Origin of the sequence: Nonomuraea purpurea, assembly GCF_042650645.1 — a bacterium.
GTDB lineage: Bacteria > Actinomycetota > Actinomycetes > Streptosporangiales > Streptosporangiaceae > Nonomuraea > Nonomuraea purpurea.
Genome location: NZ_JBHSBI010000056.1, coordinates 1 through 14801, shown reverse-complemented (window position 1 = coordinate 14801; position 14801 = coordinate 1). Strand labels below are relative to the sequence as shown.

The following is a 14801-nucleotide window of genomic DNA, read 5'->3' as shown; positions in this document are numbered from 1 at the left end:
CGCGCCCACTCAACCAACGGCCCGCGAAAGATCGCGTAAAGCACCCCGTCAAACCCCCAACCCCCCTTGCCCGGCCCACCATGCGGAGTGGTCAGGTGCTGGAGCGGATGGCGAGGAGGGGGGTGAGGAGGGTGGAGTCGGGGACCGGGCGCCCTTCGAGTTTGTCCATGACCAGTCGCACCGCCTCCCGCCCCACCTCCTCGGCCGGGATCAGCACGGAGGTGAGCGGCGGGCTGGCGCGTTCGGCCACGTCGTCCGGGCAGATCGCCACCACCGCGACGTCGTGCGGCACCCGCCGGTCGAGTTGGCGCAGCGCGGCCAGAACGTGTCCGACGGCGGCCTCGTTGTGCACGACCAGCCCCGACAGCCCCGGATGGTCGAGGAGGAGGTCGCGGACGGTCTCGTAGACCTCGTCGAACGTCTCCTCGCACGGCAGCGCCACCCCTTGGAGCCCGTGGGCGGCCACCGCCTCGACGAAGCCTTCGCGGGTCCGCCCGGCGAAGCCCGTGCCGCGTTCGTACACCACGGACGGCGCCCCGAGCAGAGCGATCTCGACGTGGCCGCGTTCGGCGAGGTGTTCGACGCAGCGCGCGCCCGCGGCGGCGAAGTCGAGGTCGACGCAGGTCAGGCCGGCGGGCGAGGCGGGGAAGCCGATGAGGACGCTCGGCTCGGCCAGTTCGCGCAGCAGCGGCACCCGCCGGTCGTCGAGTTCGACGTCCATCAGGACGAGGGCGTCCACGAGCGCGCTGGCTGCCACGCGGCGGATGCCGGCCGTGCCCTCGTCGGCGGTCAGGAGCAGGACGTCGTGGTCGAAGCGGCGCGCGGCGGTGACCACGGCGCTGGCGAAGCGCATCAGGACGGGCACGTGCATGCCGGCCCGCAACGGCAGCACCAGGGCGATGACGTTGGAGCGTTTGCTGGCCAGGGCTCTGGCGCCGGCGTTGGGGTGGTAGCCGAGCGCGCTGATGCTGTCGAGGACCCGCCGCCTGGTGTCGGCCGAGATCGTCCGTTTGCCGCTGAGCACGTAGGAGACCGTGCTGACGGCCACGCCGGCGTGCTTGGCGACCTCGGAGATCGTGACCGTGCGCTCGCTCAAGCCCCTGCTCCGAAGTCAAGGCGTGTCAGCGTCACGCCATCGTTCTCGAACACCACATAAAGATCGTGCACCCCGTCCACGTCCGCAAGAGCCGCCGTGATGGCGTGATAGCCGTAACGCTGGGTTCTGGGCACGGGGAAGGCGGCCAGGACCTGGCCGTAGAGGGGGTCGCCGCGGCGGATGGTGATCATGCCGCCTTCTGTGCTGCCGGCTGTGGCCACGCAGGTGCGGACGCCGGTGAGGTTCACCTGCCTGAACAGGATCCAGGCGCCTTCCGCGTCCGATCTGACCGCGTCGCCGTCCTGCTTGGTCTCGTCCACGAACGTGATCGCGTCGTACTCGTCGTGGGCCGCGGCGCGCAGCGGCCCCTTCTGGGGTGGGATGGTCTCGCCCTCGACTTCGAAGCGGGCGCTCAGCCGCAGGTCGGTGGCGCTGCGGCCGACCATGAGCTGGTGGGTGGCGCTCTCCACGACGGGCCTGTCCCTGGTCACGTCCCAGAAGGCCAGTTCCGCGACGGGCAGGCGGAGCGTGACGGCGCGGCTCTCGCCGGGCTCCAGGCGCACCTTCTCGAAGCCGCGCAGGCGGCGCAGCGGCTGCTTGACGCGCGAGCGCTGCTGGTGGGTGTAGAACTGGACGACCTCGACGCCGGGCCTGGCGCCGGTGTTCGTGACGGTGGCCCGCGCGATGACGACGTCGTCGGCGAGCTCCACGCGCAGGTCGGCGTACTCGAAGGTGGTGTAGCTGAGCCCGTGGCCGAAGGGGTGCAGCGGGACGCCGCGGAAGTACAGATAGGTGGCGTCGGAGGCGATGATGTCGTAGTCGAGCAGGTCGGGCAGCTCCTGCTCTGAGCGGTACCAGGTCTGGGTGAGGCGGCCTTCCGGGTCGGCGTCGCCGAAGAGGATCTCGGCCAGCGCGTGGCCGTACTCCTGGCCGCCGTGGGCCGACCACAGCACGGCGGGGACGTCCGCGTCGGTCCAGGTGAGCGGGTAGCCGCTGGTGATGACCATGACGGTACGCGGGTTCGCCTTGCGGACGGCCTGGACCACGGCGTCCTGGGCCGGGGCCAGGGCCAGCGTCATGCGGTCCTCGGTCTCGCGGCCGTTGACCAGCGGGTGGTCTCCGACGACGACGACGGCCACGTCGGCGGTCTCGGCCAGGCGGGCAGCCTGCTCGGTGCCGCTGCGCACGACGTCCATGGCCAGCCAGACGGCCTGGTCGGCGTCGTCGACCAGGCGCAGCACGCCGTCCTCGGCCGTGCCCACGTAGCAGCCGGTCGAGATGTGGCGCAGGGCGAGGGTGCCGCGCGGGCGTTCCTCCATGCGGAACGTCTGGCGCACCTCCCACCCGTTCGGCCCCGGCTGGTCGTTGACCAGCGTGGTGGCGTCCACTGACACGAATCGTCCGCTCGCCACCGCCCGCAGCGCGTACGCGCCGCCGCCCCAGTCGAACAGGTCGAACTCCCCCGGCTCCGCCGCCGCCACGCGTAGCGGCCCTCCGGCCGGGTCGGCGACCACGGGCCCTGCCTCGGAGGTCAGCGTCACCCGGTCCACGGCCTCGCAGAACACGCTCTGGCATCGCTCGGCCAGCCCGGCGCGGGCGGTGACGGCGTAGGGCAGGGTGCCGCTGTACCAGTCCTCCATGAGCGCGTCGCCGAGTTGTCCGATGACCGCGACCTTGGTCACGCCGGTGAGCGGCAGCAGTCCGTCGTTGTGCAGCAGCACGAACGAGCGCCGCGCCGCCTCCCTGGCCAGCCGCTGGTGCTCGGGGCAGTTGACCACGTTGTCGGTGATGTCATCGTACGGTGTCGCCGGGTCGAACTCGCCGAGCCGGAACCTGATCGACAGCGTGTGCCGTACGGCCGCGTCGACGTCCCGCTCGGCGAGCAATCCCTGCGACAGGGCCGCGCGCAGGTGGGCGAGCGTGGCTTCTGAGCGGTCGTCGTCCTGGGTGAAGCTGTCGAGCCCGGCCTTGACCGCGTGCGCGTACGCCTCGGGCGGCGTGTCGTGGTAGCCCTGCAGCGCGGTCAGGTTCCCCGGCGCGTAGGCGTCGCTGACCACCAGCAGGTCGCCGGGGGCCCAGGCCCGCAGGACCTGCCGGATCAGCGGGCTGAGGTGGGCGGGGCGGCCGTTGACCAGGTTGTAGGAGGGCATGACGGCCACGGCGGCGCCCTGTTCGATGGCGGGGCGGTAGGCGGGCAGCTCGTACTCGTGCAGCACCCTCGGCGGCAGGTTGCTGGAGGTCGTGCAGCGGTCGCTCTCGTTGTTGTAGGCGAGGAAGTGTTTGAGTGTGGGGGCGGTCTTGAGAACTTCGGGAGCGCTCCCACGAAGGCCGTGCGCGTACGCGGCGGCCATGACGCCGGTCAGCCACGGGTCTTCCGAGTAGCCCTCCTCGTTGCGCCCCCAGCGCGGGTCGCGCAGCGGGTTGACCACCGGGGCCCACACGTTGAGCCCCGCCCCCGCCGGGTCCTTGTGATGGAAGGCCAGCACCTCGTCGCTGGTCGCCTCGCCGACGCGGCGGACGAGGTCGAGGTCCCACGTCGAAGCCAGCCCGACGGCCTGGGGGAAGACGGTGGCGGGGCCGAGCCAGGCCAGCCCGTGCAGGGCCTCGGTGCCGGTGCGGAAGGCGCCCAGCCCCAGCCGCTCGACCGGGGCCTGGTACTGGTGGAGCAGGCCCACCTTCTCCTCAAGGGTGAGCCGGCGCATCAGGTCGTCGATTCGATCGGCAAGGGGAACCGCTGGGTCACGGAAGGGGGGCTCTTGCATGATCATCCCTCTGAGAGTGTCGAAGCGCTTCGACGACCGGCCTGGGGAAGTTACGCGGACGTTTCGGTGGGTTGACTGAAGGGTGCACTTCCCCGCGACCAAGGTCAAGGGATCCGCGGCAATCCTCCCGGCAATCTTCCCGAATCGATGGAGTCGAGCACCCGGGCCGCGCCGCCCAGAGCGGCCGCGTCGTGGCCCAGCGTCGAGGCCACGACCTGGCAGCCACCCGCCTGCGCGGCGATGACGCGGTGGCCGAGCTCGGCGTGGACCGGGGGCAGCAGCCAGGGCGCCAGCGCGACGTAGTGGCCGCCGAGGATCACGACTTCGGGGTTGAGCAGGTTGACCAGAATGGACACGCCCTTGCCCAGGTTCCGTCCGGCAGACTCGATCGCGGCCAGGGTGCCGGCGTCGCCGGCGCGCGCCAGGCGTACCGTCTCCTCGATCTCGACCTGGATCTCCGCCGGGGACGGGTCCTTGCCCAGCACCGCGCCGATCCCCGCCATCGCCTCCAGGCAGCCGCGCCGGCCGCAGTGGCACGCGGGGCCGTCGGGGTCGAGCTGGACGTGGCCGATCTCGCCGCTGTAGCCGAGCCCGCCGCGGCGCAGCCGTCCGTCGAGGATGATGCCCGCGCCCACGCCGATCTCGCCGGTCAGATAAACCAGGTCGGAGGCGCCCGCGTGGGCGCCGAAGCGCTGCTCGGCCAGTGCGGCGAGGTTGGCGTCGTTGTCGACCTGGACGGGGAAGCCCGGGTCGCGCAGCGCCTTGGCCAGGTCGCCCCCGAGGTCGGCCTCGCGCCAGCCGAGGTTGGGCGCGATGCGCACGGTGCCCTGCACGTCGATCAGCCCTGGCACGGCCACGGCCAGGCCGAGCACCTGGCGCTCCTCCTTGGCCATGCGGTTGACCACGCGCCGGATGATGGCGCCGACGCCGGCCACGCCCTGACTGACCGATTCGCCGCCCGTGAACGCGCGCCGCCAGGTCAGCAGCCGCTCCCCCGCCAGGCCCGTGGCCACGGCCGAGACGTGGTCGACGTTGATCTCGACCCCGATGGCGGCGTACGGCGAGCCGTCGAGCACCAGCATCGTCGCAGGCCGGCCGACGCGGTTCTCCGTCAGCCCGGTCTCGCGCACCAGCCGCCGGTCGATGAGGTCGGCGACCAGGCTCGACACGGTGGCCTTGTTCAGCCCGGTGGAGGCCGCGATGTCGGCCCGCGAGCACGGCGCGTGCTCACGGACGAAGCGCAGCACGACCGCGAGGTTGGTGGCCCGCACGTCGGCGAAGTCGGCCGGCTGAGGGCCGGTCGTAGAAGTGATCAATATCAGCCCCGTTCCCGCCAAGAGATGACCCCAGCATGCAGCATCCCCGCCACCCTCCACCAACCTGCTCTTGTGGCCACGGTCACAGTCTACTAATTTGTTTGGTCGTAATACCAACTAATTGTAAAAGGCCATCCCTACTCAGAGAAGGTGAGCGAGATGGCGAATCCCACGACTCGCCGCGGATTCCTCGGCCTGGTCGGCGCGAGCGTCCTGGTGGCGGGGTGCGCGGAGAAGAAGGGCCCGGCCAAGGGCACGGCCGTGGCCGCCGACAAGCTCAAGAGCCTGGTGCCGACACGGGTCCCGTTCGAGATCCCGGGGCTCAAGCCGGACCTGCCCGGCAGCGAGTTCGTCCAGCCGGGCTTCCTGACCCGCCCGGCCGGCATGGTTCAGGCCGTCACCGCCAAGCCGCTGACCAGCGGTAAGGAGGTGACCGCGATGACGCCGCTGTGGGGAACCGTGCCGCCGGGCCTGGGCGACAACTCCTACTACGAGTACATGAACGAGCGGCTGGGCGGCGTCGTCCGGTTCAACATCTCCGACGGCAACACCTACGGCGAGAAGCTGAGCACGCTGCTGGCCAGCGGCGACGTCCCTGACATGGTCATGGTCCCGAACTGGGAGCTGATCAAGATCGCGCGTTTCACCGAGGCGGCCAACAAGCTCTTCGCCGACCTGGGCCCCTACCTGGCCGGAGACAAGGCCAAGGAGTTCCCACTGCTGGCCAACTACGACACCACGGCCTGGCAGTACGGCGTCTTCGGCGGCGTTCTGCAGGGCATCCCCTGGCAGAACGACCCCTTCCCGGTCGCCACCTTCGTCCGCCAGGACATCCTCAAGGAGCTGGGCCTGGAGCAGCCCAAGAGCGCCCAGGACCTGGTCGCGCTCGGCAAGGCGATCACCGACCCCAAGAAGAAGCGCTGGGCGTTCGGCGGCGGTATGGAGGAGGAGCTCCAGCGCGCCTTCGGCGCTCCGCGCGAGTGGCGCAAGAAGAGCGACGGCACGCTCGAGTACAAGTACGAGACCGCCGAATGGGCCGCCGCGATCGAATTCATGGTCAAGCTCTTCGAGGCCGGGTACGTGCACCCGGACGTCGTGGCCAACAAGGACGCCGACAACAAGGGCATCTTCGGCAGCGGCCAGATGGTCATATACCGGGACGGCCTCGGCGCCTGGCACGAGAACCTCGGCCGCTTCCAGCCCGACAACCCGGCGTTCGACATGCAGATCGTCGCCCCCTACCCGGCGCAGCCCGGGGGCAGGACGATCGTGTGGCGCAACGAGCCCGCCAGCATGTTCGTCTTCATCAAGAAGGGCCTCGGCGACGCCCGTACGCGCGAGCTGTTGTCCCTGTCCAACTGGACCTCGGCGCCGTTCGGCACCCAGGAATACGAGCTGGTCAACAACGGCGTGGAGGGCAAGCACTACAACGTCGAGGACGGCAAGGTCAAGCAGACCGCGCTCGGGCGCAAGGAGGTCGCGCCCACGTACCTGTTCCTGTCGGGCCGCCCGAACGCCAACGAGAAGAGCCAGTACAAGGGCCTGGTGCAGAGCCTGTGGGACTGGTCGACCACCGCCTCGAAGCTCCTGGAGAAGGACCCGTTCGTGGGCATCCGCGTGGAGACGCCCTCCAAGATGGCCGGCCTGGTGACACCCACCCAGGACAAGATGCAGGAGATCTTCCGCGGCAAGCGGCCGGTCTCGGAGTGGCCCAAGATCCTCAAAGAGTGGCAGGAACAGGGCGGGAACGAGGCGCGCGAGTTCTACATGAAGGTCGCGCGCGAGAACGGCAGGCTGTGAGTCTGACGGCCGAGCGCCCGGCCCCCGTCGCCGCCACGAAGCAGCAGGCCCCGACCTGGCGGGCCAAGCTCCGCCGGGACTGGCCGCTGCTGGTGATGAACCTGCCGATGCTGCTGGTGGTCGTGGCCTTCTGGTGGGTTCCGGCGCTCGGCAACGTCATCGCCTTCCAGGATTACAACCCCTACGACGGCGGCATCCTCGGCAGCCCGATCATCGGGTTCACCAACTTCGCGCTGCTCTTCGAAGATCCGCAGTTCCTGCGCGCGGTGACCAACACCCTGTCGATCACGGCCTTCCAGCTCGTCTTCTACTTCCCCGTGCCGATCATGCTGGCGCTGCTGCTGAACAGCATCGTCTCGGCCAAGCTGAGGGCGTTCGTGCAGGGCGTCGTCTACATGCCGTTCTTCTTCTCCTGGGTGCTGGTCGTGGCCATCTTCCAGCAGATGTTCGGCGGGGCAGGGCTGCTGGCCCAGATCCTGCGCGAGAACGGCCGCGAGGCCGTCGACTGGATGACCAACTCCGACACCTTCATCCTGCTCCTCACCTCCCAGACGATCTGGAAGGACGCGGGCTGGGGCGCGATCATCTTCCTGGCCGCCCTCAGCACCATCGACCCGAACCTGTACGAGGCCGCCGCCGTGGACGGGGCCAGGCGATGGCGGCGCATGTGGCACATCACCCTGCCGGGGCTGCGGCCGGTGATCGTGCTGCTGCTGATCCTGCGGCTCGGTGACGCGCTGAACGTCGGGTTCGAGCAGTTCATGCTGCAACGCAGCGCGGTCGGAAGCGCGGCTTCCGAGGTGTTCGACACGTTCGTCTACTGGTCTGGCCTGCGTACCGGCGACCTCGGGTACGGGGCGGCGGCCGGGCTGTTCAAGGGGCTGGTCGGGTTGCTGCTCATTCTCGCGGCCAACCGGGTGGCGCACGCGTTCGGCGAGCGAGGGGTGTATTCGAGATCATGACAGCTCTGACGTCCAGGAAGCCCGCCCGGCTGGCGCCATGGGAGGAGCGGCCGTCGCCGGTCGGGCAGTTCGGCAAGGGCACGCTCGTGACGCTGATCGTCGTGGCCGTGCTCGGCCCGCTCTACACGATCGTGCTGACCAGCCTGAGCTCCTCGGCCACCGTCAACCGGGCGGGCGGGCTCGTCCTGGTGCCCGACGGCATCACGTTCGAGGCCTACCGGCAGATCTTCTCCGACACCGTGGTCAGCAGGGCCGTGCTGGTCAGCACCGGGGTGACCCTCGCCGGGACGCTGCTCAGCACGGGCGTGAGCGTGCTGGGGGCCTACTCGCTGTCGCGGCCCGGCTCGTTCCTGCACCGGCCGCTGCTGTTCAGCGTGCTGCTGATGTTCGTCTTCTTCCCCGGCATCATCCCCGTCTACCTGATGGTGAGCGGGCTGGGGCTGAAGGACGGCTACTGGTCGCTGATCCTGCCGACGGCCGTGTCGGCCTTCAACGTGGTGGTGCTGCGCTCGTTCTTCATGAACATCCCCGGCGAGGTCCTGGACAGCGCGCGCATCGACGGGGCCGGGGAGTTCCTGATCCTGTGGCGGATCGTGCTGCCCATGTCGAAGGCGGTCACGGCGGTGGTGGCGATGTTCTACGCGGTCGGGTACTGGAACGCGTGGTTCAACGCGATGCTCTACATCGACGACACGCGCAAGTGGCCGCTGGCGCTGATCCTGCGGCAGTACGTCGTCGACTCCAACCCCCTGCCGGCGGCCACGGCCGGGGTGACGGGCGACGCGCCGCCGACGCTGGCGATCAAGATGGCCATCGTGGTGATCGCGGTGATCCCCGCCCTGGTCATCTATCCCTTCGTGCAGCGCCACTTCACCAAGGGCGTCATCGTGGGGGCCGTCAAGGGTTAGCAGTTCAGGGGTGGCATCGTGGCCCCGCCGGGGTTCCAGGTCCGCAGGAACTCCGGCTGGATCGAGATGTCGACGAGCTCGATGCGCAGCCCGAGGCCCGGCATGCGGTGGTAGGCCCAGGGGCGGCCGTACGAGCGGGCGTCGAAATCCAGTGGGAAGCCCTTCTCGAACAAACGCCGTGAGCAGGCGTCGATCCCGCCGGCCCAGAACCCGACGTGGTCGCAGCGGGGCCCCTCGCCGGGGTCCCACGGGCTGCCCGCCGGGCCTTCGATCAGTTCGGTGTAGAGGGGGCCTGAGCGGGAGAACACGATGCGGTAACTCCAGTCACCCAGACGACCGTCGCATACCGGGTTCCATTCGACGCCCACCGCGCGGCCGAGGTCGTGCATGGCGCGCTCGATGTCCGGCACGACGTAGCCGACGTGGTACGGGGCACTCGGGATCACCATCAAGAGGCTAATCAGGGCGCCGGGTTGAAGACCAATAACGAAGTTTGGGGTGATCTATCGGAATACCGATGGGTTCTTGCGACGGCCGCCTCGCGCGGCCGGGCTCTGAAAGATGTCCGAGCCGATCCACGCTCTGTTCAGGACAGAAGCAAGACGGCATCCCATCGGGTGGCGGTCGCGGGGGCCGGTAGGTTGCCGTGGTCGGCGAGAGCGAGGGCGATGCCCGCTGCGCCGGTCAGAAGCCCGGGATCGTCGGACGCGGTTCCTGCCCCGAGGTGTTGTACGGCGAAGAGGTGTTCGGGGTTGAACGCCGATGCGACCGACGACGCCGCAGGATCGGCGGTGGCCGGTTTGCGGGTTGCAGCGCATTGCAGCACTCCAGAGCTGCCATGGCACAGGGTGGGTCCCTCGGTGTCCCACAGGTGGACGGGGCGGCTGGCCAGGGACGCGATGGCCGTGTCGCCGGCCTCGGCCAGGTGTGGGTCTGGCAGTGCGTGGCCGGCGAGGGTGAGGGCTCGTCCGATGCCGGGGGCGCCGTAGCACCAGGCGTCGCGTCGTCCGGCCGCCGGCGTTGGGGCAGGTGGTCCGTTGTCGAGTTCGTGCCCGGTGATGTAGGGCGGCCAGGTCGTGGTGCCGGGGGTCTGCCAGGTGAGGAGCCACTGTGCGGCGGCGCGGATCGCGGCGGTTTGGCCGTCGACCTCCCACCCGGCTGATGAGGCGATGGACAGGAGGGCCAGGGGTCCGGCGATGCCGTGGGCCATCCCGGTCTCGGCGACCCCTGAGGGTGGGACGCCGGTGGTGGAGGGGTGGCCGTCGGCGGGTAGCCACCAGCCGGGCCGGGTTCGGCCTCCAGGGGTGTTGATGATGGTGGTGAGGGTGGTCAGTGCGGCCTTCAGCCCTGGTTCGGCGTGGTCGTGTCCGTTGGTCAGGGCGGCAAGCAGGATCCGGCCGATCCCTGCAAGACCGGTGATGGCGTCGTATAGCTCCCAGGCCGGTGTGGCGGGGCCGCGACGGAGGAGCTCGTGGTGGGTGTCGGCTTTGGCGGTTGCCTGGTGCGATAGCCAGCGGACGGCTTGCTGCACGGCGTGCCGTTGTGGTTCGGGGTCGGTGAGATAGCCCTCGGCGAGGATCAGCGAGGTCGCCATGCCTCCGGGGGCTGCGAAAACGCCGGGAGCCGCAGTGCGCGGGCGCGGGCTGAGGGTTGCGGCGGCCGTCCAGTGGGCGTGGGCCGCCCTCTCGAAACGGGGGTCGGTGTGGCTCAGGCGGGCGTGTAGGAGCGCTGTGCCGGCGAGGCTCTGCAGGCACGCGCCTGGCCGTTTGGGGGCGGCGGCCACGATCGACTTGGGGTCCAGGAGACGTTCGGCGATCGTGAGCGCCTGGCCGGCGGCCTGGGCCCGGGTGTCGCTCATCAAGCAGCGCCCAGGAAGAGCAGGTCTACCGCCAGCGCCCGAACCAGCGGCTCCGGGATGGCCGCGCCGAGGATCCGGTTGACGTGCATGTGGACCACTGACGATGCGCACGAGATGCGTTGCTCCGGGTCGAGCATATCCCGGTAAGTGACCAAGGCCTTATCCCGCGCTGCCCACGCTGGGCTGGTGGACGGCAGCGCGGCCGCCGCCCGGGTCAAGGGCCGCAATTCGGCCATCTTCCGGCGTGCGTCCCGATCGACGTGGTGACCGGCGAGCGCCCTGCGATCCCCGTCGGCCAGGATGCGCGCGATCGCCGCGGCGGACAAGGCCGCGACGACCGTCCGCTGATCAGGGTGCGGCGTTGCGGTCACCGTGGCCAGCACCAGCCGGGAGTCAGCCGCGAACACCTCCTCCGCCGCGGCCATCGCCTCCGGGCTGCCCCCGTACCGCTCGACCTCCTGCTCGTACGGCTCGACCGCCAGGCCGCTCGCTAGACGGTCACGGACGAGCTGGCCGACGAGATCGCCCATCGTGGACAGGACACGGCCGCCCAGGTACTCGGGGTCGCCATGGAACCGGACCCGCAGATGAGGGCCGGCGTGGTCGGCGTACCGCAGCCAGAACCACAGGCCGTCGACGCCGTCACAGACGGCGGCCAGACGGGCGAGGACTTCGTCCTGGCAGATCGCGGGGGTGCGGATCACGAGCGAAAGCCAGCGCCCGCCGGGCAGGTACAGCCCTTCACCGGGCCGCCGCACCGCCACGGAGGGCAGCGGGGGTAGGGGTGGGGGCGTCTGCGCTCGGGCGAGCGACACCACGAGCTCCAGGGCGTGCGCCCCGGTCGGCCCCGCCATGATGCCCTGGACGGCGCCGGGACCGCCCGGCTGCTCGGTCACCGCGGTAGCACCTCGCTTGACGTAGCGGCGCAGCAGCGCCCGGTCATCGGCCCGGCGCAGATCGACCGGCAGCGCCCGGTCATGCTCCCGGACGACGACGACGTCCGGCGGCGCGGGAACCGTCGTCGTCCGCCAGGTGTCCAGGGCGGCGTCCCAGTCGGCTTGCGCGGCTCCGGTCACCGTGGCCGGGAGAGTCCAGCGGGCGGGGGTGAGGATCGTCGACCGGTAGCGGACGCGCGGTTGGAACGGCAGAGCGGCCAGCGGCCCCCACGACCATGCCTGCCAGGGGCGGCACCCGTGCTGGCCGAGCAGCCGCAGGAACCGGGCGAGCGGGGGGAGCAGGCGGGGCGACAGGCGCGAGAACAGCACCGGGATGATGCGCCGTCCCAGGCCGGCCGACCAGAGCAGCAGCCGCCGCCCGTCAGACACCAGCAGAAGATCAGCAAGGTTCAGGTCGCCGGGGCGTACCGGGACGCCGAGCGGGATCCGATGCGCCGCGAACCCTGTCGGCGGCGCGAGCGTCGCCCCGGATGGCGTACGGGCGCGGACCACCAACTCCGCGACTACGGCGTCCTCGTCCGCATCGTCCACCTTCAATTCGGGCAGCAGCGAAGCGAACCGCCCCGACGACGATCCCGCCTCCTGGGTGCCGCCGCCGGGAGCCACCGCCAAGCGCAGCCGCCCGGCAGTCGCGTCCTGCGGCGTGTCGGCAAAGACTCGCACATAGATTTCGGCGGTCCGCGGCGGCGGCGCGGACTCGCTTCCGTTCGCCGTGGCCAGCGCCTCGACCGTTCCGGCGTCCAACTCGACCTCGGCGCTATGCTCAGCGGACGCGATCAGCGAGGCGAGAACGCGCGTCGACTCCGGCGGTGTGTTGGGCGGTGTCTCCGTCAGGCTCACCCCGATCACGGGGTCGAGCGCGTCGAGCAGTGGCACGAACCGGTGCCGCCCGTACCTGTGAGTGAACCGGTCGTGGAAGCCGGCCAGAGGGTCGGGGTCGCTGCCGATCCGCCACAGCACCCCTGCGGCGTCGGCCGCCTCGCGGGCGAGCCTGGCAGGCAGAATCAGGTGGGCGTCGACGGCCACGTCCACGCGGACGGGCCGTTCCCGGTGGGCGATCCGGTCGGTGATGGCCCTCGCGGTGGCCAGCATGGTGAGCCGCTGCGGCGAGCCCGGCGGGTGGGTGTCGGCATCGGCGAGGTGCCGGCGGATCAGCGCCAGGTCTTTCCGGAGAGCGCTGCCGGATGGGAGTTTGGCCAGGAGGTGCCTCAGCGGGTCGTCGCTACCGTTGTCGAGGAGGTCGGTCAGCAGAAAGCCCTGCCGCACGAGCTCCAGGACCATGTCGCGGACCGGCGCTTCTGGCGCTCCGGGCCAGGCACGGGTGACGGCGTCGAGTACCTCACTGCCTGTGGCTCCTCGCGCGCACACCTGCATGATCAGTGCGGTGGCGTCGGTCGCGCGGACGGTGACCCGCCGCACGCCGGTGGTGCCGGGTTCTGCCGCCCGCTCATGTTCCAGCCGTCCGCCGCGGCGGACGGCCAGGTTGTTGGAGGACAGGGTGAGATGCGGCAGCACATCCGGGGCGGTCAGGACACGGTCGGCTACTGCGGCGAGCCATCCGGGATCGGGGACGCTACGGGCCCGATGTTCGCTCCCCATGGTCCAGCCGTGGCCGCCGGAGCCGGAGAAGAACGCGGCGGCGACGCCGGCGAACACCCCCTGCGGGGTGGGCCGGGTCTGGGCTCGGACCGTGTAGCTGCGCACCGTCTCACGGCCGCGGCCTTCCGGTGAGGACGCGGCGGCGAGAGCGGCTGTCTGCCTGGATGCCAGGAACATCCCCTCGCGGACCAGCGGATCCACCGCTCCTCCGGCCCCGCCGGCCTCGGCCGTACAGGTCAGGGGGAGGAGCGGGATCCGCGCCAGCGCCGGGGCGGGGAACGGAACGAAGACCTGCATACCCAACTCCTCCCTCTGATGTGTCACGGTCTAGCCGTTGTTATCAGTCATCGTCGCCGCAGCCGCAGCTAGTCGCGCAAGTGTTCGTACAGGTGTCGTCGGTGCAGTCCCCGGAAGCCATGGTGCCGGGGAGTTCGTGTACCGGCCCGGCCTGTGGGCTCAGGTCGAACAGGTCGAACAGGTCGAGCGTCGGCGTGCTGGTTCTGAGCGCCATGACGGCCTCCACTTGTGGATGTTTCCCCCGAAACCGGACGGTAGGGGGGCGGTAGCGGCTGCTCACCTTCGATGGCGGCGCGCAGCCGCGTTGATCTGTCGCCCTCGGGCAGTGCTTGAGGGCGTGTCGGTAAGACGTTGGTCTGGTGGTTGAGGCGAGTAGGCCACGCTGATCGCTGCCCGGTGCGAGTGAGCGGTGCCCGTCAACCACCCGTGGTGACGAACACCCTGCTGTGCTTCTTCTCCGCCGTGATCATGGCTGTGGGGGCATCCTCGGCGCCCACCGGATGGACCTCGATCCGCAGACCCGCCAGCTCATCGCGGGCCCGGGCCGCGCCCCACGCCCGAACGCGGTCGGCGACCTCACCGGCCAGCCGCTCCCCAGCGGGCCCGTACGCGCACGCCCCCAGCTCGATCATCTCCTGGGCGGTGTCGCTGGGCGCGGGACGGCGGACCAGGTACGCGAAACTGTCGGATGTGTAGCAGCCCATGCTGCCCCACGGGTAGATCGGGTCGACCAGGCCCGCCTCCCGCGCCACCAGGACCCGGCATATCGACGCGGACGCGCCGACCAGCCAGAAATCCAGATGCGTCATCGCCGTCTCCGTCCACGGCACCACCACCCCCGACCAGGCCAGGGCCGGCGCACCGGTCAGCGCCGCGCCGAGCGCATCCGCGTCGACCGGCTGCCCGTCGTCGATGCGCAGCCACACGCCGCTGTCGGTGCCCAGCGCCAGCTTGATCTCCTCCACCGCTGACGGGCCCCGCATCGGCATGAACCCGCATTCATTGATTGACACGCTTCGCCATACGGCGCCGTCGAATTCCAGCGCCACTGAGCGGGTGACGCCCCGCATCCGCAGCGGGACGACCAGCCGCCCCCCGTGCGCGAGCTGTTCCCGCCATGCGGGCGGCACCTCCCACGCACCCACGGTGACGTGAGGTCGGCCCGAGACGCCCTGCCGATGTTGCCATCGGTGGGTTTCCTCGGGCCGCCTCCCGAACCCGCCGTGCCCGTCTCCAGGCAACGGGCT

10 protein-coding genes and 1 pseudogene are annotated in these 14801 nt (G+C 70.5%); 3 read left to right on the top strand and 8 right to left on the bottom strand.

Annotated features, from left to right (window positions below; translation table 11 throughout):
- Nucleotides 1–91 precede the first annotated feature (91 nt).
- The 3 genes from ACFOY2_RS53340 to ACFOY2_RS53330 form a co-directional block, all read right to left on the bottom strand.
- Complete coding sequence (locus ACFOY2_RS53340) at nucleotides 92–1096, bottom strand: LacI family DNA-binding transcriptional regulator (protein WP_379535871.1); 1005 nt, start codon at nucleotides 1094–1096, stop codon at nucleotides 92–94.
- The gene (locus tag ACFOY2_RS53335; RefSeq protein ID WP_379535870.1) at nucleotides 1093–3864 is read right to left on the bottom strand and encodes a glycoside hydrolase family 3 C-terminal domain-containing protein; all 2772 of its coding nucleotides are present in this window, start codon (nucleotides 3862–3864) and stop codon (nucleotides 1093–1095) included. Before ACFOY2_RS53335 ends, ACFOY2_RS53340 begins: the two co-directional genes overlap by 4 nt.
- Nucleotides 3865–3962: 98 nt before the next feature.
- A complete protein-coding gene (locus ACFOY2_RS53330) occupies nucleotides 3963–5174 on the bottom strand; it encodes an ROK family protein (RefSeq protein ID WP_379535869.1) in 1212 nt (403 codons plus the stop codon).
- Nucleotides 5175–5333: 159 nt separating this feature from the next.
- Here ACFOY2_RS53330 and ACFOY2_RS53325 point away from each other — a divergent pair, with 159 nt between their 5' ends.
- Genes ACFOY2_RS53325 through ACFOY2_RS53315 form a run of 3 tightly spaced genes read left to right on the top strand, consistent with a single transcriptional unit; the run spans nucleotide 5334 to nucleotide 8844 of the window.
- On the top strand, nucleotides 5334–6974 hold the full coding sequence (locus tag ACFOY2_RS53325; protein ID WP_379535868.1) for an extracellular solute-binding protein: 1641 nt from the start codon (nucleotides 5334–5336) through the stop codon (nucleotides 6972–6974).
- A 2-nt stretch (nucleotides 6975–6976) separates the two neighbouring features.
- On the top strand, nucleotides 6977–7936 hold the full coding sequence (locus ACFOY2_RS53320; RefSeq protein ID WP_379535891.1) for an ABC transporter permease: 960 nt from the start codon (nucleotides 6977–6979) through the stop codon (nucleotides 7934–7936).
- On the top strand, nucleotides 7933–8844 hold the full coding sequence (locus ACFOY2_RS53315; protein ID WP_379535867.1) for a carbohydrate ABC transporter permease: 912 nt from the start codon (nucleotides 7933–7935) through the stop codon (nucleotides 8842–8844). Before ACFOY2_RS53320 ends, ACFOY2_RS53315 begins: the two co-directional genes overlap by 4 nt.
- Here the strand turns inward: ACFOY2_RS53315 and ACFOY2_RS53310 are convergent.
- The 5 genes and pseudogenes from ACFOY2_RS53310 to ACFOY2_RS53290 all read right to left on the bottom strand — a co-directional run.
- The gene (locus ACFOY2_RS53310; protein WP_379535866.1) at nucleotides 8841–9293 is read right to left on the bottom strand and encodes a VOC family protein; all 453 of its coding nucleotides are present in this window, start codon (nucleotides 9291–9293) and stop codon (nucleotides 8841–8843) included. The two genes, ACFOY2_RS53315 and ACFOY2_RS53310, sit on opposite strands and share 4 nt — an antisense overlap.
- Nucleotides 9294–9430: 137 nt before the next feature.
- On the bottom strand, nucleotides 9431–10702 hold the full coding sequence (locus ACFOY2_RS53305; protein ID WP_379535865.1) for a lanthionine synthetase C family protein: 1272 nt from the start codon (nucleotides 10700–10702) through the stop codon (nucleotides 9431–9433).
- A complete protein-coding gene (locus ACFOY2_RS53300) occupies nucleotides 10702–13554 on the bottom strand; it encodes a lantibiotic dehydratase (protein WP_379535864.1) in 2853 nt (950 codons plus the stop codon). Before ACFOY2_RS53300 ends, ACFOY2_RS53305 begins: the two co-directional genes overlap by 1 nt.
- Before the next feature lie 43 nt (nucleotides 13555–13597).
- Complete coding sequence (locus ACFOY2_RS53295; protein WP_379535863.1) at nucleotides 13598–13768, bottom strand: hypothetical protein; 171 nt, start codon at nucleotides 13766–13768, stop codon at nucleotides 13598–13600.
- A gap of 202 nt (nucleotides 13769–13970) precedes the next feature.
- A pseudogene (locus ACFOY2_RS53290) lies at nucleotides 13971–14801 on the bottom strand (hypothetical protein); the annotation flags it as partial.

Excerpts from the sequence above, each read along its gene's own strand:
- ACFOY2_RS53335 (WP_379535870.1), bottom strand. The coding sequence starts at position 3,864 with ATGATCATGCAAGAGCCCCCCTTCCGTGACCCAGCGGTTCCCCTTGCC.
- ACFOY2_RS53325 (WP_379535868.1), top strand. The coding sequence starts at position 5,334 with ATGGCGAATCCCACGACTCGCCGCGGATTCCTCGGCCTGGTCGGCGCG.
- ACFOY2_RS53315 (WP_379535867.1), top strand. The coding sequence starts at position 7,933 with ATGACAGCTCTGACGTCCAGGAAGCCCGCCCGGCTGGCGCCATGGGAG.
- ACFOY2_RS53310 (WP_379535866.1), bottom strand. The coding sequence starts at position 9,293 with ATGGTGATCCCGAGTGCCCCGTACCACGTCGGCTACGTCGTGCCGGAC.
- ACFOY2_RS53305 (WP_379535865.1), bottom strand. The coding sequence starts at position 10,702 with ATGAGCGACACCCGGGCCCAGGCCGCCGGCCAGGCGCTCACGATCGCC.
- ACFOY2_RS53300 (WP_379535864.1), bottom strand. The coding sequence starts at position 13,554 with ATGCAGGTCTTCGTTCCGTTCCCCGCCCCGGCGCTGGCGCGGATCCCG.
- ACFOY2_RS53295 (WP_379535863.1), bottom strand. The coding sequence starts at position 13,768 with ATGGCGCTCAGAACCAGCACGCCGACGCTCGACCTGTTCGACCTGTTC.